Here is a 21,213-nt window from a genome sequence, read left to right as displayed (position 1 = left end):
GCGGGCGTGCCCGCGAAGAGGCCAGAACAGGCAACAACTAAAAGGGCACATCCCCGAGGATCGTCGCCCGGTGCATCACCCGCCGATTGGGCCGGTAGTCATCCACGGCAAAATGCTGGGTCACGCGGTTGTCCCAGAACGCCACGTCATTCTCCTGCCAGCGCCAGCGAATGCTGAACTCCGGCCGTGTGGCATGGGCGAACAGCAGCTTCAGCAACGCCTCGCTCTCCAGCTCGCTCAGCTCATTGATGCGCGTGGTAAACCCCTCATTGACGAACAACGCCTTGCGCCCGCTCACCGGATGCGTACGCACCACCGGGTGCGACAAGGGTGGGTTGTTGCGCCGCGTGGCTTCCCAGCGCGCCAGGTCTTCAGCGGTGGTGCCAAAGCGTTCCAGCGGGAACGACTTGGTGAAGTCGTGAGTGGCGGTCAGCCCGTCGAGCATACCCCGCAGCGGCGACGACAAGGCCTCGAAGGCCGCTATGCCGCTGGCCCACAAGGTATCGCCACCGTAGGCCGGCAACTGCTTGGCACTGAGCACCGCACCCAGTGCCGGGGTTGGCAGGAAGGTCACGTCGGTGTGCCACACGGCGTTGTCGCGCACATCAGTGACCGCCGTGTCGAGCACCAGCACCTGCGGGGTGTACGGCACGTTGGGGTAGATCGGGTGAATGTGAAGGTCGCCGAAGCGGGCGGCAAAGCGCGCCTGTTGTTCCGGGTTGATCGGCTGGTCGCGGAAGAACAACACCTGGTGCTGCAGCAGCGCCTGTTCAATGGCGTCGCGTTGTGCTGCGGTGATGTCGCGGCTGATGTCCACGCCGCTGATCTGGGCGCCGAGCGCGGGGCTGAGGGGAGTGATGGTCAGGCTCATGTCAGTCTCTTCAATCAGGCGCCAGTGTGCTGGCGTGGACAATAGGGTTCAGTGGCTTTGGCCGTGCCAGGGCACCAGCTTGCGCTGCAGGGCGCGCAGGCTCATTTCCAGTGCGAAGGCGATCAAGGCGATCAGCAGGATGCCCAGCACTACTACGTCGGTAACCAGAAACTGCGCCGCCGACTGCACCATGAAGCCCAGGCCACTGGTGGCGGCAATCAGCTCGGCGGCGACCAGCGTCGACCAGCCAACCCCCAGGCCGATGCGGATCCCGGTGAGGATGTCGGGTAGCGCGCTCGGCAGGATCACGTGACGGATCAGTTGAGCCTTGCTTGCGCCCAGCGACTGCGCTGCACGCAACTTGGCCGGGTCGACGGTACGTACGCCGGTGGCGGTGGCAATGGCGATCGGCGCAAAGATCGCCAGGAAGATCAGCAACACCTTCGACAGCTCGCCGATGCCGCACCAGATGACAATCAAGGGCAGGTAGGCCAGCGGCGGGATCGGCCGGTAGAACTCGATCAGCGGGTCGAGGATGCCGCGTGCCACGCGGTTGTAGCCGATGGCGATGCCCACCGGGATGGCCGTCAGCGTGGCGGCCAGCAGGGCCACGCCGATGCGCCCCAGGCTAGCGCCCAGGTGCTGCCACAGGCTGGCATCCATGTAACCCTGGGTCAGCAAGGTCCAGCCCTTGGCCAGGATGTCGCCGGGCGAGGGCAGGAACAGCGGCTCGACCCAGCCGGCGGCAGTCACCAGCCACCACGCCAGCAAAAGGCTGGCGAGGGTCAGGGTGCTGATCCAGCGGGTGGAACGTGGCTGGCGCAGCTTGATGGCTGGCCGGGGTTGGGCGTCGTGTTTGCCGGTAACCGGCAGGTCCAGGCTGCTCATGCGCGCTCCTGCAGGCTTTGGCGTTGGGAAAACACCCGCGCCAGTACGTGCTCGCGGGTTTCGATGAAGGCCGGGTCGGACTTGATCGCCCGGGCCGATTCGCCAGCGGCATAACGCTGGCCGAAGTCCAGTTGCAGGCGTTCCACCACGCGCCCCGGGTTGGGCGCCAGCAGTACCAGTTCGCTGGCCAGGAATACCGCTTCTTCGATGTCGTGGGTAATCAGGAACACCGGCTTGGCGGTGCGCTGCCATACCTGCAGCAGCAACGCCTGCATCTGCTCGCGGGTGAAGGCATCGAGGGCGCCGAACGGTTCGTCCATCAATAGCACCCGTGGGTCGGCTGCCAGCGCCCGGGCCAGGCCCACGCGTTGCTTCTGGCCGCCGGACAACTGCCAGATGCGCCGCTCGCCGAAGCCGGCGAGGTCGACCAGGGCCAGCATCTCGCGGGCTTTGGCTTCACGCTCGGCGCGCGGTACGCCGGCCAGCTCCAGGCCGAATGCGACGTTGCCCAGCACGTTCTGCCAGGGCAGCAGCGCGTCGTCCTGGAACACCACACCGCGCTCGGCTCCAGGCCCTTGCACCGGTACACCGTCGAGGGTGATGCGGCCGCCACTGGGGGTAACGAAGCCGGCGATCAGGTTGAGCAGCGAGGTTTTGCCGCTGCCGGATGGCCCCAGGGCCACCAGCAGTTGGCGCGGCCCCAGGCTCAGGTTGATGTCGGCCAGCACCGGGGTGGCGGCACCGGAGTACTGTGCGCTGATGCGCTCCAGTTCGAGCAAGGCCATGGCGGGCTCCGGTTCAGTTTGGAAGGAACTTGGCGCTGACGTACGGCGAGTAGTCCGGCAGTACGGCGTCAACCTTGCCTTGCTGCTTGAGGAAGCTGGCCGTGTCGGTCAGTGCCTGGGTGGTGGGTGCGCCCAGTGCGCTGGCCTGGTCGGCGGCCAGTGGGTAGACGTTGCCCTGCAGCAGCACCGGAATGTCGCTGGCCTTGGCGCCGGACAGCTTCACCAGTTTGTCTACGTTGCCCTTGTCAGCCAGCCAGGCTTGCGGGTCTTTGCGGTATTCGGCGTAGGCATCGAGGGTGACCTTGGCGAAAGCCTTGACCACGTCGGGGTGCTTCTCGGCGAAGTCCTTGCGCACGATCCAGGCATCGAAGGTGGGTGCGCCTTTTGCGGCCAGCTCGCCCGAGGTGATCAGCACCTTGCCGTTTTCCTTGGCCACGCCCAGGGCCGGGTCCCAGACGTAGGTGGCGTCGATGTCGCCGCGTTTCCAGGCGGCAATGATCGCAGGGGGCGCGAGGTTGAGTATCTGCACCTTGGAGGGGTCGATGTTCCAGGTCTTCAGGGCTGCCAGCAAGCTGTAGTGGCCAGTTGAAACGAATGGCACGGCGACTTTCTTGCCGACCAGGTCTTGTGGCGTGTTGATGCTGTCGCGGGCGACCAGAGCCTCGCCTGCGCCAATCTGTGTCGCGATCAGAAACGTCTCGACCGGCAGCTTGCGGGTGGCGGCGGCGGCCAGCGGGCTGGAGCCCAGGTAGCCGATCTGCACGTCACCGCTGGCTACTGCGGTGATCACATCGGCGCCGTTATCGAACTTGCGCCAGTCAATGCTGGCCTTGCTGGCTTTTTCGTAGTCGCCATCTACCTGCGCCACCTTGGCGGGGTCGACAGTGGTCTGGTAGGCGACGGTCAGGTCGGCCGCCTGGGCCAGCCAGCTGGCGCTGGCGAGGGTCAGGGCGGCGAACAGTCGCAGCGGGGCATGCGGGATCATGGTGAACCTCTCGTCAGGCAAACTGGGGTATGCGAGAAGGCTAAATGATCTAAAAAATTTAAAATAAATAACTTTTTCGCATTAGCTTAGGAGGTAAAGCTGTAGGAGCGGCCTTGTGTCGCGATGGGGCGCGAAGCGGCCCTGACGATGGCTGCTGCGACGCTGAGCGTTCAGGGCCGCGTCGCGCCCCATCGCGACACAAGGCCGCTCCTACAAAAGCCTGCGAAGGGCCATAACCTGGGTCAATGGCGAAATCAGATCAGCCTGCTAGGCTTCTCCGTCCGTATAGAACTTTAAGGAATTAGGTTATTAGCAAACGTTTGCAAATAGCTAAATGCTATTAGAACCCGCAGAGCTACAACGATTGGTTGCAAAGGTTCGTTACATATTCCCTAAAAATCTTAGAAATTCACAAAACGGTCATTTTGGATTTATAGGATTGTCATTATCCTGTAGCGCAGGTGGCGCCTTAGACCAAAGTCGAGAAACGTTTAGAAACGTTTGACTTACCAGTCACACTTTGGGACTAAATCGCCAATCCACGGTGAGCGGGGCACAAGACCCTGCCGCCAGAGATACACAAAAATTAGAACGTAGAGGAGCACAGCATGTACAAGTCCAGCCTGGCCGTGGCCGTGGCACTGGGGGTTTTCGCCCAAACAGCAGGCGCTGCCGGTTTCGTTGAAGACAGCAAACTGTCCCTCAGCTCGCGCACCATGTATTTCAACAACGACAACCGCGATGGCGGTGCTGACAACCGCGAGTCGGGTCAGGGCTTCAAGCTCGACTACATTTCCGGTTTCACTGAAGGCACCGTTGGCTTTGGTGTCGATGCCCAGGCCTTGTGGGGTATCCACCTGGACGGTGGCCGTGGCAAACACCCTGACAACAGCAGCTTCTTCCCAAGCGACTCGGACGGCTCGGCCGCCAGCCAGTGGGCACGTTTTGGCGCCAACGCCAAGGCTCGCTTCTCCAAGACCGAAGTGCACTTCGGTAGCGCCCTGGCGCCAAACCTGCCGATCCTGGTAGCCAACGACGGGCGTCTGCTGCCGCAAACCTTCGAGGGTGGCACCATCCAGTCGAAGGAAATCGACAACCTGACCATCAACGCCGGTCAGCTGACCCACGCCATGGGTCGTGCGTCGAGCAACCGTACCGGCCTGTCGGTCGCTGGCGCCACTGCCGACAGCAACAAGTTCCGCTACGGCGGCCTGGACTACAAGCTCACTCCAGACCTGACCCTGCAGTACTACTACTCGAACCTGGAAGACTTCTACAAGCAGCACTTCCTGGGCGCCACGCATGTCTTCAAGATCGCCGACGACCAGTCGTTCAAGACCGACCTGCGCTACTTCGACAGCAGCAGCGACGGCAACAACGGTCACGGCGGCGGCTACAACTTCAGCAACAACGGTGGTTACGCCAAGAACACTGGCAAGGTCGACAACAAGACCTGGACCGCCATGTTCACTTACACCCTTGGTGGCCACGCGCTGATGCTCGGTCGTCAGCAAGTCAGCGATGACGGCGGTTTCGTCTGGCTGAACCAGGGCAACGTGGTTGACGGTAACGGCCGCCCTGAAGGCGCTGCCGGTTCCAGCTTCTACCTGTTCACCGACAGCATGATCAACCAGTTCGCCCGTGCCGGTGAGAACACCAACTTCGGCCAGTACTCGTATGATTTCGCCTCGCTGGGCGTTCCGGGCCTGAAGGCTTCGGTTTCCTACCTGCGCGGTGACGACATTCGCTATAAGAGCGGCCACGGCACCTACAATGAATGGGAACGTGACGCCCGCGTCGACTACACCATTCAGCAAGGTACCCTCAAAGGCCTGGGCTTCAGCCTGCGCCAGGGTGTGTACCGCGGTGGCAGCAACGAAGCCAGCGCCGACCAGGACCAGACTCGCTTCATCGTGAACTACACTTACAGCTTCCTGTAAGCCGCAGCGACACCAAAGAGCCTCGCCTAGTGCGAGGCTTTTTCATGTCTGCAGACTGTAATGTCAAAAAGCTATAAATAAATCATTATTTATTCTTTTTGTTTTTAGTCAGTTGCAGGCACAGTCAATTCACACGCTGACCACAACCCAGCCCAGGAGCCGCAGCCTATGAGCCTAAAACTCGGCGATATCGCCCCCGATTTCGAACAGGATTCCAGCGAAGGCAAGATCCGTTTCCACGAGTGGCTGGGTAACAGCTGGGGGGTGCTGTTCTCCCACCCGGCTGACTTCACCCCGGTATGCACCACTGAGCTGGGCCTGACTGCCAAGCTCAAGGACGAATTCGCCAAACGCGGAGTCAAGGCCATTGCCTTGTCGGTCGACCCGGTCGATTCGCACCACAAATGGATCGCCGACATCAACGAAACCCAGAACACCGTGGTCAATTTCCCGATCATCGCCGACGCCGACCGCAAGGTTTCAGACCTTTATGACCTGATCCATCCGAACGCCAGCGACACCCTGACCGTGCGCTCGCTGTTCGTGATCGACCCGAACAAGAAGGTGCGGCTGACCATCACCTACCCCGCCAGTACCGGGCGCAATTTCAATGAAATTCTGCGGGTGATCGACTCGCTGCAACTGACTGACAACCACAAAGTGGCCACGCCAGGTAACTGGCAAGACGGCGACGACGTGGTGATCGTGCCTTCGCTCAAGGACGAAGAAGAGATCAAGCAGCGCTTCCCCAAAGGGTATCGGGCCGTCAAACCCTATCTGCGCCTGACCCCCCAGCCCAATCGTTAACGCATTCCTCGTTGCATCGCTCTTAGCCACACAGGGATTTTCGGGCCGTTTCGACGGCCCTTTTTTTTGCACTTTCACCGTTACCCGCCCCCTGTAGGAGCGGCCTTGTGTCGCGATGGGCCGCAAAGCGGCCCCAAGATCGCGACGCCACCAAATAACAGTAAGGAATAAACAAATAAAAAAATATGATTTCTAGATATATAAACTGACTGCTAATGTCACCCCCAACAGAACACAAGGAACCGCTGCAATGTTGGTCGTCTCAATCGGTGGTAGCCCAAGTCCTCGTTCACGCTCCGGCGTGCTGCTGGAGCGTTCGCGCCAGTGGCTGCAGCATCGCGGCGTCGAAGTGGTGACGTTCCAGGTACGTGACTTCCCCGCCGAAGACCTGCTGCATGCCCGTTTCGACAGCCCGCAGGTACAGCACTTTCAGCAACTGGTGGCCCAGGCCGATGGCCTGATCGTCGCTACACCGGTTTACAAGGCATCGTTTGCCGGTGCTCTGAAAACCTTGCTCGACCTGCTGCCGGAACGCGCGTTGGCACACAAGATCGTGTTGCCGATCGCCACCGGCGGCAGCATCGCCCACATGCTGGCGGTGGATTACGCACTCAAGCCCGTGCTGTCTGCACTCAAGGCGCAAGAGACCCTGCAAGGGATCTTCGCTGACGACAGCCAAGTCGCTTACGCAGAGGGCAGCAAGCCCGCGCAACTGCTCCCCGCGCTGGAAGAACGCCTGCAGGACTCGCTGGAAACCTTCCACGTTGCTCTGGCCCGTCGGCCGCGCCCCGTGGCCCCCGGTGTACTGAACGAACGCCTGCTCAGTGCTCGTTGGAGCATCTGACCGGTTTTATCCGCTTCACCACCTTACTCGCCCGTCAACGAGGCAAGCAGGTGCAACCCGAACCCTATCGCACAGGAGAGCGCCATGCGCACAGTCTTCTTGCGTCGCGGTCTGGTCGCCCTGTTCGCGGCGGCTGTGTCCTTCGGCGCCATTACCCAAGCCCAGGCCGAGAGCCTGCGTATCGGTTATCAGAAATACGGCACCCTGGTGCTGCTCAAGGCCAAGGGCACGCTGGAGAAGCGCCTGGCCGAGCAGGGCGTACAGGTGCAGTGGACCGAGTTTCCCGGCGGCCCGCAGCTGCTTGAAGGGCTGAACGTCGGCTCGATCGATTTCGGCGTCACCGGTGAAACACCACCGGTATTCGCCCAGGCCGCCGGCGCCGACCTGCTCTATGTGGCCTATGAACCGCCCGCGCCGCACAGCGAAGCGATTCTCGTGCCCAAGGGTTCGCCGGTGCAGTCGGTGAAGGACCTCAAAGGCAAGAAAGTCGCCCTCAACAAAGGCTCCAATGTGCACTACCTGCTGGTGCGTGCACTGCAAGACGCAGGCCTGCAGTACAGCGACATCCAGCCGGTTTACCTGCCGCCGGCCGACGCCCGCGCAGCCTTCGAGCGCGGCAGTGTCGACGCCTGGGTGATCTGGGACCCGTACCAGGCCGCCGCCGAGCAACAGCTGCAGGCGCGCACCCTGCGTGACGGCAAGGGCCTGGTCGACAACCATCAGTTCTATCTCGCTACCCGCAACTACGCGACCGAGCACCCAGCGGTGATCAACACCGTTATCGAGCAAGTGCGCGCCGTGGGCGAGTGGTCGCAGGCCAACCCGCAGGAAGTCACCGACCAGGTGGCGCCGCTGCTTGGCTTGCCTGCCGACATCACACTTACCTCGGTCAAACGCCAAGGCTACGGCGCCGCGCCCCTCACCCCGGAGGTAGTGGCGGCGCAGCAGAAGATCGCCGACACCTTCCAGGCGCTCAAGCTGATACCCAAGCCGTTGAGCATCAAGGATGTGATCTGGACACCCCCGGCCAAGGCCGCTAGCGCGCCTTGAATGATGCGCCCATGCCGGGGCACCGCCCCGGCTCGTGCCCCCCTTGAGGAGACAACGCCAATGAGTCTGAACATTTTCTGGTTCCTGCCCACTCACGGTGACGGCAAGTACCTGGGCACTGCCGATGGCGCCCGCGCGGTCGACCACGGCTACCTGCAACAGATCGCGCAAGCTGCCGACCGGCTTGGTTTTGGTGGGGTATTGATCCCGACCGGGCGCTCCTGCGAGGACTCCTGGCTGGTCGCGGCCTCGCTGATCCCCGTGACCCAGCGCCTGAAGTTTCTGGTGGCCCTGCGCCCCGGCATCATCTCGCCAACCGTGGCTGCTCGGCAGGCAGCCACCCTCGATCGCCTGTCCAACGGCCGGGCGCTGTTCAACCTGGTCACCGGCGGCGACCCGGACGAGCTGGCCGGTGACGGCCTGCACCTGAACCACCAGCAGCGTTACGAGGCGTCAGTCGAGTTCACCCGTATCTGGCGCAAGGTGCTGGAAGGCGAAAACGTCGATTATGACGGCAAGCACATTCAGGTGAAGGGCGCCAAGCTGCTCTATCCGCCGATTCAGCAGCCCCGCCCGCCGCTGTATTTCGGCGGTTCTTCAGAAGCTGCCCAAGACCTGGCGGCTGAACAGGTCGAGTTGTACCTGACGTGGGGTGAGCCACCGGCAGCCGTGGCCGAGAAGATCGCCCAAGTGCGCAAAAAGGCCGCTGCTCAAGGCCGCGAAGTACGTTTCGGTATCCGCCTGCACGTGATCGTGCGCGAAACCAACGAAGAAGCCTGGGCCGCCGCCGACCGCCTGATTTCGCACCTGGACGATGACACCATTGCCCGTGCGCAGGCCTCGCTGGCGCGCTTCGACTCGGTGGGCCAGCAGCGCATGGCCGCCCTGCACGGCGGTAACCGCGACAACCTGGAAGTCAGCCCCAACCTGTGGGCGGGTGTTGGCCTGGTGCGTGGCGGTGCGGGTACCGCGCTGGTAGGTGATGGCCCGACCGTGGCCGCACGGGTCAAGGAATACGCCGAGCTGGGCATCGATACCTTCATCTTCTCCGGCTACCCGCACCTGGAAGAGTCGTATCGAGTGGCCGAGCTGCTGTTCCCGCACATTGACGTGAACCGCCCGGAACAACCCAAGACGGGTGGCTACGTGAGCCCGTTCGGCGAGATGGTAGCCAACGACATCCTGCCCAAGTCCGTCGCACAGAGCTGAGGGCCAGGCCATGAGTCGTGCAACTTCCAATAACCTTGCCCAGCGGCTGGCGCCATGGGCGCTGCCGGTGCTGCTGCTGGCCGCCTGGCAGCTGGCGGTCAGCGCTGGCTGGCTGTCGACGCGCATCTTGCCGGCGCCTAGCGCCGTGGTCAGTGCTGGCGTCGAGCTGGTGCGCAGCGGTGATATCTGGACCCACCTGGCCATCAGTGGCTGGCGTGCCGGGCTGGGCTTCGTCATCGGTGGCAGCATCGGCCTGGTGCTGGGCTTCATCACGGGCCTTTCGAACTGGGGCGAGCGCCTGCTCGACAGCTCGGTGCAGATGATACGCAACGTGCCGCACCTGGCACTGATCCCGCTGGTGATCCTGTGGTTTGGTATCGATGAGTCGGCGAAGATCTTCCTGGTCGCGCTGGGCACGTTGTTCCCGATCTACCTGAACACCTACCACGGCATTCGCAATGTGGACCCGGCGCTGGTGGAAATGGCCCGCAGTTATGGGTTGTCCGGCTTCAGCCTGTTCCGCCAGGTGATCCTGCCGGGGGCGCTGCCGTCGATCCTGGTGGGCGTACGCTTTGCCCTGGGCTTCATGTGGCTGACCCTGATCGTTGCCGAAACCATCTCGGCCAACGCCGGCATCGGCTACCTGGCCATGAACGCCCGTGAATTCCTGCAGACCGACGTGGTGGTGCTGGCCATCGTTTTGTACGCCGTGCTCGGCAAGCTCGCCGACCTCGCCGCCCGTGGCCTGGAGCGTGTGTGGTTGCGCTGGCACCCAGCCTATCAAGTGGCGAAGAAGGAGGGCGCATGACCGTGCTCAAGGAACGGCCGCCACGCCTGCTGCGTGGCATCCCGCTGGCCGCCAACGGCGTGCGCAAGGCCTTTGGCCAGCGCGAAGTTTTGAAAGGTATCGACCTGCACATTCCGGCCGGCCAGTTCGTGGCCATTGTTGGCCGCAGCGGCTGCGGCAAGAGCACCTTGCTGCGTTTGCTGGCCGGGCTCGACCAGCCCACTGCCGGGCAGTTGCTGGCCGGTGCCGCGCCGCTGGGCGAAGCGCGCGAAGAAACCCGCCTGATGTTCCAGGACGCACGCCTGCTGCCTTGGAAGAAGGTGATCGACAACGTGGGCCTGGGCCTGTCTGGCGACTGGCGCTCGCGAGCGCTGGATGCCCTGGAGGCGGTTGGCCTGGCCGACCGTGCCAATGAGTGGCCGGCAGCGCTCTCGGGTGGCCAGAAGCAGCGTGTGGCGCTGGCCCGGGCGCTGATCCACCAGCCGCGCCTGCTGTTGCTGGACGAGCCGTTGGGCGCGCTGGATGCCCTGACCCGTATCGAGATGCAGCAACTGATCGAACGCCTGTGGCGTCAGCACGGTTTCACCGTGCTGCTGGTTACCCACGATGTCAGCGAGGCGGTTGCCGTGGCTGACCGGGTGATCCTGATCGAAGACGGCGAGGTCGGGCTCGACCTCACTGTCGACCTGGCACGGCCTCGGGCGCGTGGTTCGCACCGCCTGGCTGCGCTGGAAAGCAAAGTGCTCAACCGTGTGCTGTCGGCCCCGGGCGCTGCGCCCGAGCCAGATCCTGTAGCCCCTCTGCCCACGCAACTGCGTTGGGCGCACTGAACCCCAGAAGCCAAAAGGAAGCCAATCATGACTATCAAAGCCATCAACGTGCGCAACCAGTTCAAAGGCACTGTGAAAGAAATCCTCGAAGGGCCGGTACTGTCGGAAATCGACGTGCAGACGGCTTCGGGCATCGTCACTTCGGTGATCACTACCCGCTCCGTGCGTGAGCTGGAGCTGCAGGTGGGCAGTGAAGTGATTGCCTTTGTGAAGTCGACGGAAGTGTCTATTGCCAAGCTGTAATGGGGCTGCTTTGCAGCCCTTCGCGGGTAAACCCGCTCCTGCATTAGTCCGCAAACGCAGGCCAATGTAGGAGCGGGTTTACCCGCGAAGGGCCGCAGCGCGGCCCCAAAATCTTCAGCTGGAACGCTTGGCCAGAAACGGCGGTAGATACAACCCCAGGTAGGCCTCGAACACCCGCTTGCCTTCCTCGGCCATACGCGGGGTGATCGCCTCATGCAGCTGCACCGAGCGCGCATACACCCGGTCGCTGAGCTCCATGGCCAGGGCAAACACATCCACATCCAGCGGCATCACCGGCAGGTGGAAATGCTGGTCGAACAACTTGTACATCAGGTCGCCCAGTTCCATGTCGTGCTGCCGATCGGCTTGCACCACTTCACTCAGCCCGTGCTGGGCCAGAATCAGCTGCCGCGCTGCTGCATCCTGGTTGTAGATATCCAGCATGCGCTGCTCGATCAGCCGTGACAGCTCATGCCAGGAACTGAACGCCTTGCTGTCGATCGGTGCCCTCAGAGCCTCACGGAAAGCCCGGTGCACGTCGGCGGTCAACGCCTCGAGCAACGCCGGCACGCTGGCGAAGAAGTGATAGACCGACGACGGCGGAATCTGCGCACGCTCGGCCACGCTGTAGATCGACATTGCCGCCACCCCCACCTCGGCCAGCAGTTCGCGGGCAGCGGCCAGGATCGCTTCGATCCTGGCCTGGCTGCTGGCACGCGGTTTGCGCGGGGTAGCGGTACGCGTCATCAGTTGCTGATCGCCAGGATACTGGCTTGATAGGCACCCACGAACAGGTCGAAATCACCGACTTCTTCCTGCTCCAGCTCGGCCTGCCTGGCCAGCGACTCGCGGGCCAGCGTCTCGTAGGCTTGTTGCTGCTCCTGGCTCAGCGGCTGTTCACGGAAGGTCTCGGCGTGAATACGGCTCTGGCGCAGCGAGAACTGCACGAAGCTTTCGTCATGCTCGGTCATGCGCGCCAGCACCTGGGCCGAAGGCGTCAGCGAGGCGTCATCGACCTTGGCCTGTTGCGCATCCAGCGCCTTGCTGTGGGCGTCGGTATCTTCGGCCTGGTCCAGTAGCTCGGCCAACTGTCGAATACGCTCGATCAGCTCGCCGGCCCACACCTTCAGGCTGACCGGCTGGCCGTTGCGCTGCAATTCCAGGCCCGGGCGGCGACCTTCCTTGACCACGGCCAGGAAGTTGCTGGTGCACTGGCCACACTCGGCATTGCCCAGTTGCGGGCTTTCTTCCAGGGCACAGAACAGCAGGAATGCATCGAGGAAGCGCGCCTCGGTCAGGTCGATGCCCACTGGCAGGAACGGGTTGATGTCCAGGCAGCGCACTTCCACATACTGCACGCCGCGCGAAGTCAGGGCCTGGATCGGCCGCTCGCCGGTATAGGTGACGCGCTTGGGGCGTATGTTCGAGTAGTACTCGTTTTCGATCTGCAGGATGTTGGTATTCAGTTGTACCCACTCACCGTCGACGTGCGTGCCGACCTCGACATAGGGCGGGTAGGGCGTGCCCACCGCCTTGCGCAGGCTGTCGGTGTAGCTGGCCAGGTTGTTGTAGCAAGGCGTGAGGCCCGCCTGGGCGTTGCTCTGGTAGCCCAGGTCGCTCATGCGCAGGCTGGTGGCGTAGGGCAGGTACAGCGTTTCGGCGTCCAGCTCTTCGAGCTGGTGCGGGCGGCCACGCATGAAGCCTTTGTCCAGGGCCGGCGAGGCGCCAAACAGGTACATCAACAACCAGCTGTAGCGGCGGAAGTTGCGGATCAGCGCAATGTAGGCCGACGACTGATAGTCGCGGTCGGGCTCGCTGCTGCCTTCGGCAGCACGCAGCAAAGGCCACAGAGCCTCTGGCAGCGAGAAATTGTAATGGATGCCGGCGATGCACTGCATGGTGCGGCCATAGCGCAAGGCCAGGCCTTTGCGGTAGACGTGCTTGAGCTTGCCGATGTTCGAGCTGCCGTACTCGGCGATCGGGATGTCCTCTTCGGCCGGCAACGTGCATGGCATCGATGGGCTCCACAGGTACTCGTCGCCCAGCTTGCTGTAGACGAAACGGTGGGTCTGTTCGAGGCTTTCGAGCACTTTCGCCGGGTCGGCCAACGCGGGGGTGATGAATTCCAGCAGCGACTCGGAATAGTCAGTGGTGATCTGCTCGTTGGTCAGCGCCGATCCCAGTGCATCCGGGTGCGGGGTCTGGGCCAGGCGACCTTCGTCGGTCACGCGCAGGCATTCGCGCTCAATACCGTGCAGGCACTGCTTGAGCAGGGGAAGATTGGCGCCGAGCAGGCTCAGGCGGCGGTTGAGGAGTTCGCTCAAGATGTATTCCTTCACGCGTCAGTCGCCCCAATATGGGGGTAGAGATAACGGTCTACAAGGGTAGGGAGAAAGGAACTGGCGTTGTCGCCTGGTTTACGCGGATCCAGCAGTGCCAGCGCACTGCTGAAAATACCGCAGATACTGCTTGGTGAGCTAGAGAACCGCAAAGGTTCCTTGCGCCTTGGCCACCAGTTTGTCGCCCTGGACTACGTCGGCGTCGACCACCAGGGTACGCCGCCCGGCATGCAGCACGCGAGCGGTGCACAGGACCTCGCCGTCACTGACGGCGCGCATGTAGTTGATCTTGCATTCGATGGTGACGCTTTGCTGGTCAAAGCCATGGTTGGCCGAACAGGCCAGGCCCATGGCGATGTCCACCAGGCTAAAAATAGCCCCGCCGTGCAGCTTCTGGCCACGGTTGCGCAACTGCGGCTGCAGCGCCAGGGCGACCTCGGCAACGCCGGGCTCCAGGCGTTGCAGGCGGCAGCCAAGGAGCTGGCTGAAGGCGCTTTCGACATATTCGCGTGGTATGTCCATCACTTCTTCTTCAGCTGCTTGGCGTTGGCGAACAGCGCGGCCATGGCGTTGTTGGCCGGGGCCGCGGTGGCGGTTTCACGTTGGCGCGGCGCCTGTTGCTGGCGGTTGCCTGCCGGGCCACGGTTACCGCCGCGGTTGCCTTCGACCTTTTCGCCCGGGGTGTCGCTCATGCGCATCGACAAGCCCACGCGCTTGCGCGGGATGTCCACCTCCATGACCTTGACCTTGACCACGTCGCCGGCCTTGACCGCCTCGCGCGGGTCCTTGACGAACTTCTCCGACAGCGCCGAGATATGCACCAGGCCGTCCTGGTGTACGCCGATATCGACGAAGGCACCGAAGTTGGTGACGTTGGTCACCACACCTTCGAGGATCATGCCTGGCTCCAGGTCCTTGAGGTCTTCGACGCCATCCTGGAAAGTGGCGGTCTTGAATTCCGGGCGTGGGTCGCGGCCGGGTTTGTCCAGCTCCTGCAGGATGTCGGTCACGGTCGGCAGGCCGAAGGTTTCGTCGGTGAAACGCTTGGGGTCCAGGCGCTTGAGGAAGCTACTGTCGCCGATCAGCGAGCGAATGTCGCGGTCGGTATCGGCGGCGATGCGCTGTACCAGGGGGTAGGCTTCGGGGTGAACCGCCGAGGCGTCCAGCGGGTTGTCGCCGTTCATCACCCGCAGGAAGCCGGCAGCCTGCTCGAAGGTTTTCTCGCCCAGGCGGCTGACCTTTTTCAGCGCCGCGCGGGTGGCGAACGGGCCGTTGGCGTCGCGGTGCGCGACGATGTTCTGTGCCAGCGTGGCGTTAAGCCCGGAGATGCGCGTCAGCAACGCCACCGAGGCGGTATTCACATCCACGCCCACGGCGTTCACGCAGTCCTCGACCACGGCGTCCAGGCCACGGGCCAACTTCAACTGCGAGACATCGTGCTGGTACTGGCCAACGCCGATGGATTTCGGGTCGATCTTCACCAGTTCGGCCAACGGGTCCTGCAGGCGGCGGGCAATCGATACGGCGCCACGGATCGATACGTCCAGGTCCGGGAATTCGCGGGCGGCCAGTTCCGATGCCGAGTACACCGACGCGCCGGCTTCGGAAACCATGACCTTGGTGATTTTCAGGGCTGGATATTTCTTGACCAGTTCGGCGACCAGCTTGTCGCTTTCGCGGCTGGCGGTACCGTTGCCGATGGCAATCAGCTCCACCGAGTGCTTGGCGCACAGCGCGGCCATGATGGCGATGGTCCGGTCCCAGTCGTTTTTCGGGGCGTGCGGGTAGACCGTGGTGTGGTCCAGCAGCTTGCCGGTGGCGTCGACCACGGCGATCTTGCAGCCAGTGCGCAGGCCAGGGTCGAAGCCCAGTGTGGCGCGCGGGCCGGCCGGGGCCGCCAGCAGCAGGTCGTGCAGGTTGTGGGCGAACACGTTGATCGCCTCGCCTTCGGCGTTGTCGCGCAGTTCGCCGAACAGGTCGGTTTCCAGGTGGGTGTAGAGCTTGACCTTCCAGGTCCAGCGCACCACTTCAGCCAGCCATTTGTCGGCCGGGCGGCTGCGGTTCTCGATGCCGACGTGGTTGCTGATCATCAGCTCGCACGGGTGCAGGGTACCCGGCAGTTCTTCACCGACTTTCAGCGAAGCGCTCAGCACGCCCTCGTTGCGCCCGCGGAAAATTGCCAGGGCGCGGTGCGAAGGGGCGGTGCGCAACAGCTCGTCATGGGCGAAGTAGTCGCGGAACTTGGCGCCTTCTTCTTCCTTGCCGGCCACCACGCGGGCACTGAGCACGGCTTCCTGCTTGAGGAAGCTGCGCAGTTTGTCGAGCAACGCGGCGTCCTCGGCAAAGCGCTCCATGAGGATGTACTTGGCGCCTTCCAGGGCGGCCTTCACGTCGGCCACGCCCTTGTCGGCATCGACGAAGCGTGCCGCTTCGCTTTCCGGCGTCAGTGACGGGTCGTTGAACAGGCCGTCGGCCAGCTCGCCGAGGCCGGCTTCGAGGGCGATCTGGCCCTTGGTGCGGCGCTTCTGCTTGTACGGCAGGTAGAGGTCTTCGAGGCGGGTCTTGGTGTCGGCCAGCTTGATTTCGCGGGCCAGTTCCGGGGTCAGCTTGCCCTGCTCCTCGATGCTGGAGAGGATGCTGGCGCGGCGTTCGTCGAGTTCGCGCAGGTAGCGCAGGCGCTCTTCCAGATGGCGCAGCTGGGTGTCGTCCAGGCTACCCGTCACTTCCTTGCGGTAACGGGCGATGAAAGGCACGGTCGAGCCTTCGTCCAACAGGCCCACGGCCGCCTCGACCTGCTGGGGGCGTACGCCCAGTTCCTCGGCGATACGGCTGTTGATGCTGTCCATGTAAACCACCTGACATTTGTGAATACGGGGGTCGCCTATGGGCTTTCGCCCGGCGGCGCAGGATGAAAGCGGCGCATTATACCCATCGCAAACCGCTTGCGGTGATGGCGCCCGGCCAGTCGGAACTGGCGCCCGGGGAAAAATCTGCTAACAATGCTCACGGCACGCGTTGCAATGGCTACGCCATAATGCGCGGCGATCTCAGAGGAGTTATTCATGACCGGCACGCCGAACACCGCAGAAGGTGAAAAGATTCTCATCGTCGACGACGATCCAGGGCTGAGCAGCCTGCTGGAACGTTTCTTCACCAGCAAAGGCTACCGAGCCCGCGCGGTGCCCAACACCGAACAGATGGACCGCCTGCTGTCCCGCGAGGTGTTCAACCTGGTGGTGCTGGACCTGATGCTGCCAGGCGAAGACGGCCTGTCGGCGTGCAAGCGCCTGCGCCAGCACAACAACCAGATCCCGATCATCATGCTCACTGCCAAGGGTGACGAGCTCAGCCGCATCAAGGGCCTGGAACTGGGTGCCGATGACTACCTGGGCAAGCCGTTCAACCCGGACGAGCTGATGGCCCGGGTCAAGGCCGTGCTGCGCCGCCAGGCACCCACCGTGCCAGGGGCACCGGGTAGCGAAGACGAGTCGGTCACCTTCGGCGACTACGAGTTGTCGCTGGCCACCCGCGAACTCAAGCGTGGCGACGAAGTGCACATGCTCACCACCGGTGAGTTCGCCGTGCTCAAGGCGCTGGTCATGCATGCCCGCGAGCCGCTGACCCGCGACAAGCTGATGAACCTGGCCCGTGGCCGTGAATGGGATGCCCTGGAGCGCTCCATCGATGTTCAGATTTCGCGCCTGCGGCGCATGATCGAGCCCGACCCGTCCAAGCCCCGCTACATCCAGACCGTGTGGGGCGTGGGCTACGTGTTCGTGCCGGACGGAAACGCCGGAAAGTGATGCCTGACCGTCGATGAAAACACCGCTCTGGTTTCCGCAAAGCTTCTTCGCCCGCACCCTGTGGCTGGTGTTGATCGTTGTCCTGTTCTCCAAGGCCCTGACCCTGGTCTACCTGCTGATGAACGAGGACGTACTGGTCGACCGGCAGTACAGCCACGGTGTGGCGCTGACTTTGCGCGCGTATTGGGCTGCCGACGAAGAAAACCGCGACAAGATCGCCGAGGCGGCAGGCCTCATTCGTGTGACCGGCTCGGGCGTGCCCGAAGGCGAGCAGCACTGGCCCTACAGCGAAATCTACCAACGCCAGATGCAGGCCGAGCTGGGCGAGGACACCGAAGTACGCCTGCGCATTCATGCGCCGCCGGCGCTGTGGGTAAATGCGCCGAGCCTGGGCCCGGGCTGGTTGAAGGTGCCGTTGTACCCGCACCCGCTACGCGGGCAGAAAATCTGGAACGTGCTGGGCTGGTTCCTGGCCATTGGCCTGTTGTCCACCGCTTCGGCGTGGATCTTCGTGCGGCAGTTGAACCAGCCGCTCAAGCGCCTCGTGTTCGCCGCCCGCCAGCTGGGCCAGGGGCGCAGCGTGCGGTTGCCGATCAGCGACACCCCCAGCGAGATGACCGAGGTGTACAGGGCCTTCAACCAGATGGCCGAAGACGTCGAGCAGGCTGGGCGTGATCGCGAGCTGATGCTGGCCGGGGTTTCGCATGACTTGCGTACACCGCTCACGCGCCTGCGTTTATCGTTGTCGTTGCTCAACAGCGACAACGACCTGAGCGACGATATGGTCCGTGATATCGAAGACATGGACGCGATTCTCGACCAGTTCCTGGCGTTCATCCGTGATGGCCGGGACGAGCCGGTCGAAGAGGTCGACCTGGCGGACCTTGTGCGTGAGGTGGTCGCCCCCTACAACCAGCCGGAAGAACGTGTGCGCCTGTGCCTGGAGCCGATCCCGCCGTTCCCGCTGCGCCGCGTGTCGCTCAAGCGCATGTTGGGCAACCTGATCGGCAACGCCTTGCACCACGCAGGCAAAGGCGTCGAGGTGGCAGCCTATGTCTCGGGTGACGAAAGTGCGCCGTACGTGGTGCTGAGCGTGCTGGACCGCGGTACCGGCATTGAAGAGTCGGAGCTGGAAACCATCTTCAACCCGTTCATCCGGGGTGACCGGGCGCGGGGTGGCAAGGGGACCGGGTTGGGGTTGGCCATCGTCAAGCGTATTGCGGCGCAGCATGGCGGCAATGTCGAACTGCGCAACCGGTCCGGGGGCGGTATCGAGGCGCGGGTGCGGTTGCCGTTGGGGCTGTTGTTGCCGCGTAACGCCGTTTGAGTTTGGTTGGCTGTGCCGGCCCTGTCGCCGGCAAGCCAGCTCCCACAGGTCATGCACAAGGTCTGAAAATGTGCAGTACCTGTGGGCTTGTCGGCGCTAGGGCCGGGTGAATCAGCCTTTCCCTTTGGTCCGGGTCTGATTCGGCCCGCCATTCTTCTCCAGGTGCTCGATGATCATCCCGGCCACGTTCTTGCCAGTGGTCACTTCAATGCCTTCCAGGCCTGGCGATGAGTTCACCTCCATCACCAACGGCCCATGGTTGGAGCGCAGGATATCCACGCCCGCGACACTCAAACCCATCACCTTGGCTGCGCGAATCGCGGTGATGCGCTCTTCGGGGGTGATCTTGATCAGGCTGGCGACCCCGCCACGGTGCAGATTGGAACGAAACTCACCGGGCTTGGCCTGGCGTTTCATCGAGGCAATCACCTTGTCCCCCACCACGAAGCAGCGGATGTCCGCACCGCCGGCCTCCTTGATGTACTCCTGCACCATGATGTTCTGCTTCAGGCCCATGAACGCCTCGATCACCGACTCGGCTGCCTGCGGGGTTTCGCACAGCACCACGCCGATACCCTGCGTGCCTTCCAGCACCTTGATCACCAGGGGGGCACCGTTGACCATGCGGATCAGGTCGGGGATATCGTCTGGCGAGTGGGCGAAACCGGTGATCGGCAGGCCAATGCCGCGCCGTGACAACAGCTGCAGCGAGCGCAGCTTGTCGCGCGAGCGGGCGATAGCCACCGACTCGTTGAGCGGGTACACGCCCATCATTTCGAACTGGCGCAGCACCGCACAGCCGTAGAAGGTTACCGAGGCGCCAATACGCGGGATCACGGCATCGAAACCTTCCAGCGGCTTGCCGCGGTAGTGGATCTGCGGCTTGTGGCTGGCAATGTTCATGTAGGCCCGCAAGGTATCGATCACCACCATTTCATGGCCACGCTGAGTACCGGCTTCGACCAGGCGGCGGGTGGAATACAGACGCGGATTGCGCGACAGCACAGCGATCTTCATGCAGCACCTGTGACAGGGGAAAGGGTGGCCGGGAAGGCCGGTTTGTCTTGCACGTACTTTACGCCTGGGTTGACCACCAGCTGGCCCTGCACCAGGGCCTTCGAGCCGAGCAGCAGGCGGTAGCGCATGCTCTTGCGGCAGGCCAGGGTGAATTCGACCTCCCACACACGGTCACCCAACGCCAGTGGCGTGCGAATGACATAACGGGTCTGGGCATGCCCGTTAGAGCTGCGGATGATCTTTCTGTTCACCAAAGGTGCTTCGCAGCGGCGATGGCGCAACTGCACTACCGTGCCCAGGTGCGCGGTGAAGCGCACCCAGGGTTGGCCATTACGCTCGAAGGGTTCGATATCGGTGGCGTGCAGGCTGGAGGTACTGGCGCCGGTGTCGATCTTGGCGCGCAGCCCGGCCACACCGAGGTCGGGCAAGGCGACCCACTCACGCAGGCCGATCACAGTCAAATGGTCAAATGTCTTCACTAAGCACACCCTGCGAATGAGGTGGTGAACTGTAAGCACGGCGGGGACTTTTTGCATCCGTAAGTGAAGGTAGTACAGTTCGATGAAAGACAGAATCCGAGGTAACGCAATGGCACAAAAAGCCGAAGACGACGATAAGGTGCGCCTGGACAAATGGCTGTGGGCGGCTCGTTTCTACAAGACGCGGGCGTTGGCCAAGGCTGCGATCGAGAGCGGCAAAGTGCATTGCCGGGGCGAGCGTTGCAAGCCGGGCAAGGAGCCGCGCGTGGGCGACGAATTCGTGCTGCGTACCGGCTTCGATGAGCGCACTGTGGTGGTGAAGGCGTTGTCGGTGGTGCGGCGTGGGGCGCCCGAGGCGCAGACGCTGTATGAAGAGACTGAAGAGAGTGTGCGGCGCAGGGAGCAGGCAGCCGAAATGCGCAAGGCAGGGGCGATGGGGGTAACTACCGATGGCCGGCCGAACAAGAAGCAGCGGCGGCAGATTCACCAGCTGCATGGGAACTTCGAATAGCCGCGGCCGCTTCTACAAGGGTGCAGGCAGTGCTGTAGGAGCGGCCTCGTGTCGCGATGGGCTGCGCAGCAGCCCCCAGGGGTCTAGCGGACTACCGCCAACCGCCCGACCAACGGCAATTTCGCAGCGATCGAGAACAACGGCGCCGTCCAGCGCATCAGTGCCGCGCTACCCTTGGCCGCCAACGGCGTGTAATAGCTCCAGCCCAACGCCAGCACTGCCATCAGCAACCCGCCGATGTAGTCATCCTGCCCCCAGTGCGCGCCGGCCACCAGGCGCGGCAGCATGAACAGCACCGCCAGCGCCCAGATCACCACGAACTGCATCAGGCGGCGGCTGAACACGCTCATGAACAATGCCCAGATCAACAACACCGAGGCGTGGTCGCCGGGGAAACTCTTGCTGGAGCGGTCCTTCAGCTCCCACTTGGCTTCCAGGTGGGGGTAGTAGTCGCTCAGGTGCACCACGTCGTCGAACATCATCGAGGGGCTCTTGTGT

At 63.1% G+C, this 21,213-nt stretch carries 22 protein-coding genes; 11 read left to right on the top strand and 11 right to left on the bottom strand.

All coding sequences use genetic code 11. From position 1 onward, the window contains the following. Positions 1 to 37: 37 nt before the first annotated feature. The 4 genes from tauD to tauA are packed head-to-tail and all read right to left on the bottom strand — an operon-like array spanning position 38 to position 3,529. A complete protein-coding gene (gene tauD, locus APH30_RS17070; protein ID WP_054913229.1) occupies positions 38 to 871 on the bottom strand; it encodes a taurine dioxygenase in 834 nt (277 codons plus the stop codon). Between the two features lie 48 nt (positions 872 to 919). Next, positions 920 to 1,759 (bottom strand): taurine ABC transporter permease TauC, encoded by an 840-nt coding sequence (gene tauC, locus APH30_RS17065; RefSeq protein WP_054913228.1) that lies wholly within the window; start codon positions 1,757 to 1,759, stop codon positions 920 to 922. Then, positions 1,756 to 2,544: a taurine ABC transporter ATP-binding subunit gene (gene tauB / locus APH30_RS17060; protein WP_054913227.1), complete on the bottom strand. Its 789-nt coding sequence runs from the start codon at positions 2,542 to 2,544 to the stop codon at positions 1,756 to 1,758. Before tauB ends, tauC begins: the two co-directional genes overlap by 4 nt. 13 nt (positions 2,545 to 2,557) lie before the next feature. Beyond that, the gene (gene tauA / locus APH30_RS17055) at positions 2,558 to 3,529 is read right to left on the bottom strand and encodes a taurine ABC transporter substrate-binding protein (RefSeq protein WP_054913226.1); all 972 of its coding nucleotides are present in this window, start codon (positions 3,527 to 3,529) and stop codon (positions 2,558 to 2,560) included. A 608-nt stretch (positions 3,530 to 4,137) separates the two neighbouring features. On the opposite strand from tauA, the gene APH30_RS17050 reads away from it, so the two are divergent. From APH30_RS17050 to APH30_RS17015, 8 genes are all read left to right on the top strand, one after another. After that, a complete protein-coding gene (locus APH30_RS17050) occupies positions 4,138 to 5,469 on the top strand; it encodes an OprD family porin (protein WP_054913225.1) in 1,332 nt (443 codons plus the stop codon). A 168-nt stretch (positions 5,470 to 5,637) separates the two neighbouring features. After that, complete coding sequence (locus APH30_RS17045) at positions 5,638 to 6,276, top strand: peroxiredoxin (RefSeq protein ID WP_009682239.1); 639 nt, start codon at positions 5,638 to 5,640, stop codon at positions 6,274 to 6,276. Between the two features lie 250 nt (positions 6,277 to 6,526). Continuing rightward, positions 6,527 to 7,120 (top strand): NADPH-dependent FMN reductase, encoded by a 594-nt coding sequence (ssuE, locus tag APH30_RS17040; protein ID WP_029884767.1) that lies wholly within the window; start codon positions 6,527 to 6,529, stop codon positions 7,118 to 7,120. 84 nt (positions 7,121 to 7,204) lie between these two features. After that, the gene (locus APH30_RS17035; protein WP_054913224.1) at positions 7,205 to 8,170 is read left to right on the top strand and encodes a sulfonate ABC transporter substrate-binding protein; all 966 of its coding nucleotides are present in this window, start codon (positions 7,205 to 7,207) and stop codon (positions 8,168 to 8,170) included. A gap of 60 nt (positions 8,171 to 8,230) precedes the next feature. Next, positions 8,231 to 9,379, top strand: coding sequence for an FMNH2-dependent alkanesulfonate monooxygenase (gene ssuD / locus APH30_RS17030; protein WP_054913223.1), 1,149 nt, complete (start codon positions 8,231 to 8,233; stop codon positions 9,377 to 9,379). Positions 9,380 to 9,389: 10 nt separating this feature from the next. Continuing rightward, complete coding sequence (gene ssuC, locus APH30_RS17025) at positions 9,390 to 10,187, top strand: aliphatic sulfonate ABC transporter permease SsuC (RefSeq protein WP_054913222.1); 798 nt, start codon at positions 9,390 to 9,392, stop codon at positions 10,185 to 10,187. Continuing rightward, positions 10,184 to 10,996, top strand: a complete 813-nt coding sequence (gene ssuB, locus APH30_RS17020; protein ID WP_054913221.1) for an aliphatic sulfonates ABC transporter ATP-binding protein — start codon at positions 10,184 to 10,186, stop codon at positions 10,994 to 10,996. Before ssuC ends, ssuB begins: the two co-directional genes overlap by 4 nt. Before the next feature lie 27 nt (positions 10,997 to 11,023). After that, a complete protein-coding gene (locus tag APH30_RS17015) occupies positions 11,024 to 11,239 on the top strand; it encodes a molybdopterin-binding protein (RefSeq protein ID WP_003255829.1) in 216 nt (71 codons plus the stop codon). Between the two features lie 114 nt (positions 11,240 to 11,353). Here the strand turns inward: APH30_RS17015 and APH30_RS17010 are convergent, their stop codons facing one another. From APH30_RS17010 to APH30_RS16995, 4 genes are all read right to left on the bottom strand, one after another. Continuing rightward, positions 11,354 to 11,986: a TetR/AcrR family transcriptional regulator gene (locus APH30_RS17010; protein ID WP_054913220.1), complete on the bottom strand. Its 633-nt coding sequence runs from the start codon at positions 11,984 to 11,986 to the stop codon at positions 11,354 to 11,356. Then, a complete protein-coding gene (gene gshA, locus APH30_RS17005) occupies positions 11,986 to 13,563 on the bottom strand; it encodes a glutamate--cysteine ligase (RefSeq protein ID WP_177333744.1) in 1,578 nt (525 codons plus the stop codon). Before gshA ends, APH30_RS17010 begins: the two co-directional genes overlap by 1 nt. Before the next feature lie 153 nt (positions 13,564 to 13,716). Then, positions 13,717 to 14,100: a PaaI family thioesterase gene (locus APH30_RS17000; RefSeq protein ID WP_009682247.1), complete on the bottom strand. Its 384-nt coding sequence runs from the start codon at positions 14,098 to 14,100 to the stop codon at positions 13,717 to 13,719. Beyond that, positions 14,100 to 16,424 carry a Tex family protein gene (locus APH30_RS16995; RefSeq protein WP_009682248.1) on the bottom strand — a complete coding sequence of 775 codons (2,325 nt, stop codon included), beginning with the start codon at positions 16,422 to 16,424 and terminating at the stop codon, positions 14,100 to 14,102. Before APH30_RS16995 ends, APH30_RS17000 begins: the two co-directional genes overlap by 1 nt. A gap of 216 nt (positions 16,425 to 16,640) precedes the next feature. Here APH30_RS16995 and ompR point away from each other — a divergent pair, with 216 nt between their 5' ends. Both ompR and APH30_RS16985 read left to right on the top strand, forming a co-directional pair. After that, positions 16,641 to 17,381 carry a two-component system response regulator OmpR gene (gene ompR / locus APH30_RS16990; protein WP_009682249.1) on the top strand — a complete coding sequence of 247 codons (741 nt, stop codon included), beginning with the start codon at positions 16,641 to 16,643 and terminating at the stop codon, positions 17,379 to 17,381. A gap of 13 nt (positions 17,382 to 17,394) precedes the next feature. Beyond that, complete coding sequence (locus APH30_RS16985) at positions 17,395 to 18,708, top strand: ATP-binding protein (RefSeq protein ID WP_054913218.1); 1,314 nt, start codon at positions 17,395 to 17,397, stop codon at positions 18,706 to 18,708. Between the two features lie 111 nt (positions 18,709 to 18,819). Here APH30_RS16985 and rimK read toward each other — a convergent pair whose 3' ends face one another. Together rimK and APH30_RS16975 are read right to left on the bottom strand one after the other, a co-directional pair. Continuing rightward, entirely contained in the window at positions 18,820 to 19,725 is a 906-nt protein-coding gene (gene rimK, locus APH30_RS16980; protein ID WP_009681234.1) for a 30S ribosomal protein S6--L-glutamate ligase, read from the bottom strand. Continuing rightward, the gene (locus APH30_RS16975; RefSeq protein WP_009681235.1) at positions 19,722 to 20,204 is read right to left on the bottom strand and encodes an ATP-dependent zinc protease; all 483 of its coding nucleotides are present in this window, start codon (positions 20,202 to 20,204) and stop codon (positions 19,722 to 19,724) included. Before APH30_RS16975 ends, rimK begins: the two co-directional genes overlap by 4 nt. A gap of 109 nt (positions 20,205 to 20,313) precedes the next feature. Here APH30_RS16975 and APH30_RS16970 point away from each other — a divergent pair, with 109 nt between their 5' ends. Then, a complete protein-coding gene (locus APH30_RS16970) occupies positions 20,314 to 20,715 on the top strand; it encodes an RNA-binding S4 domain-containing protein (protein ID WP_054913217.1) in 402 nt (133 codons plus the stop codon). 83 nt (positions 20,716 to 20,798) lie between these two features. Here the strand turns inward: APH30_RS16970 and APH30_RS16965 are convergent. Continuing rightward, positions 20,799 to 21,213 (bottom strand): phosphatase PAP2 family protein (locus APH30_RS16965; protein WP_156326529.1); only part of this gene is annotated, 415 nt, incomplete at its 5' end.

The sequence above is a fragment of the Pseudomonas sp. NBRC 111127 genome (assembly GCF_001320345.1).
Classification (GTDB): Bacteria; Pseudomonadota; Gammaproteobacteria; order Pseudomonadales; family Pseudomonadaceae; genus Aquipseudomonas; species Aquipseudomonas juntendi.
Note: the sequence above shows the minus strand (reverse complement) of the source record. Positions and strands in the feature narration are given on the sequence as shown.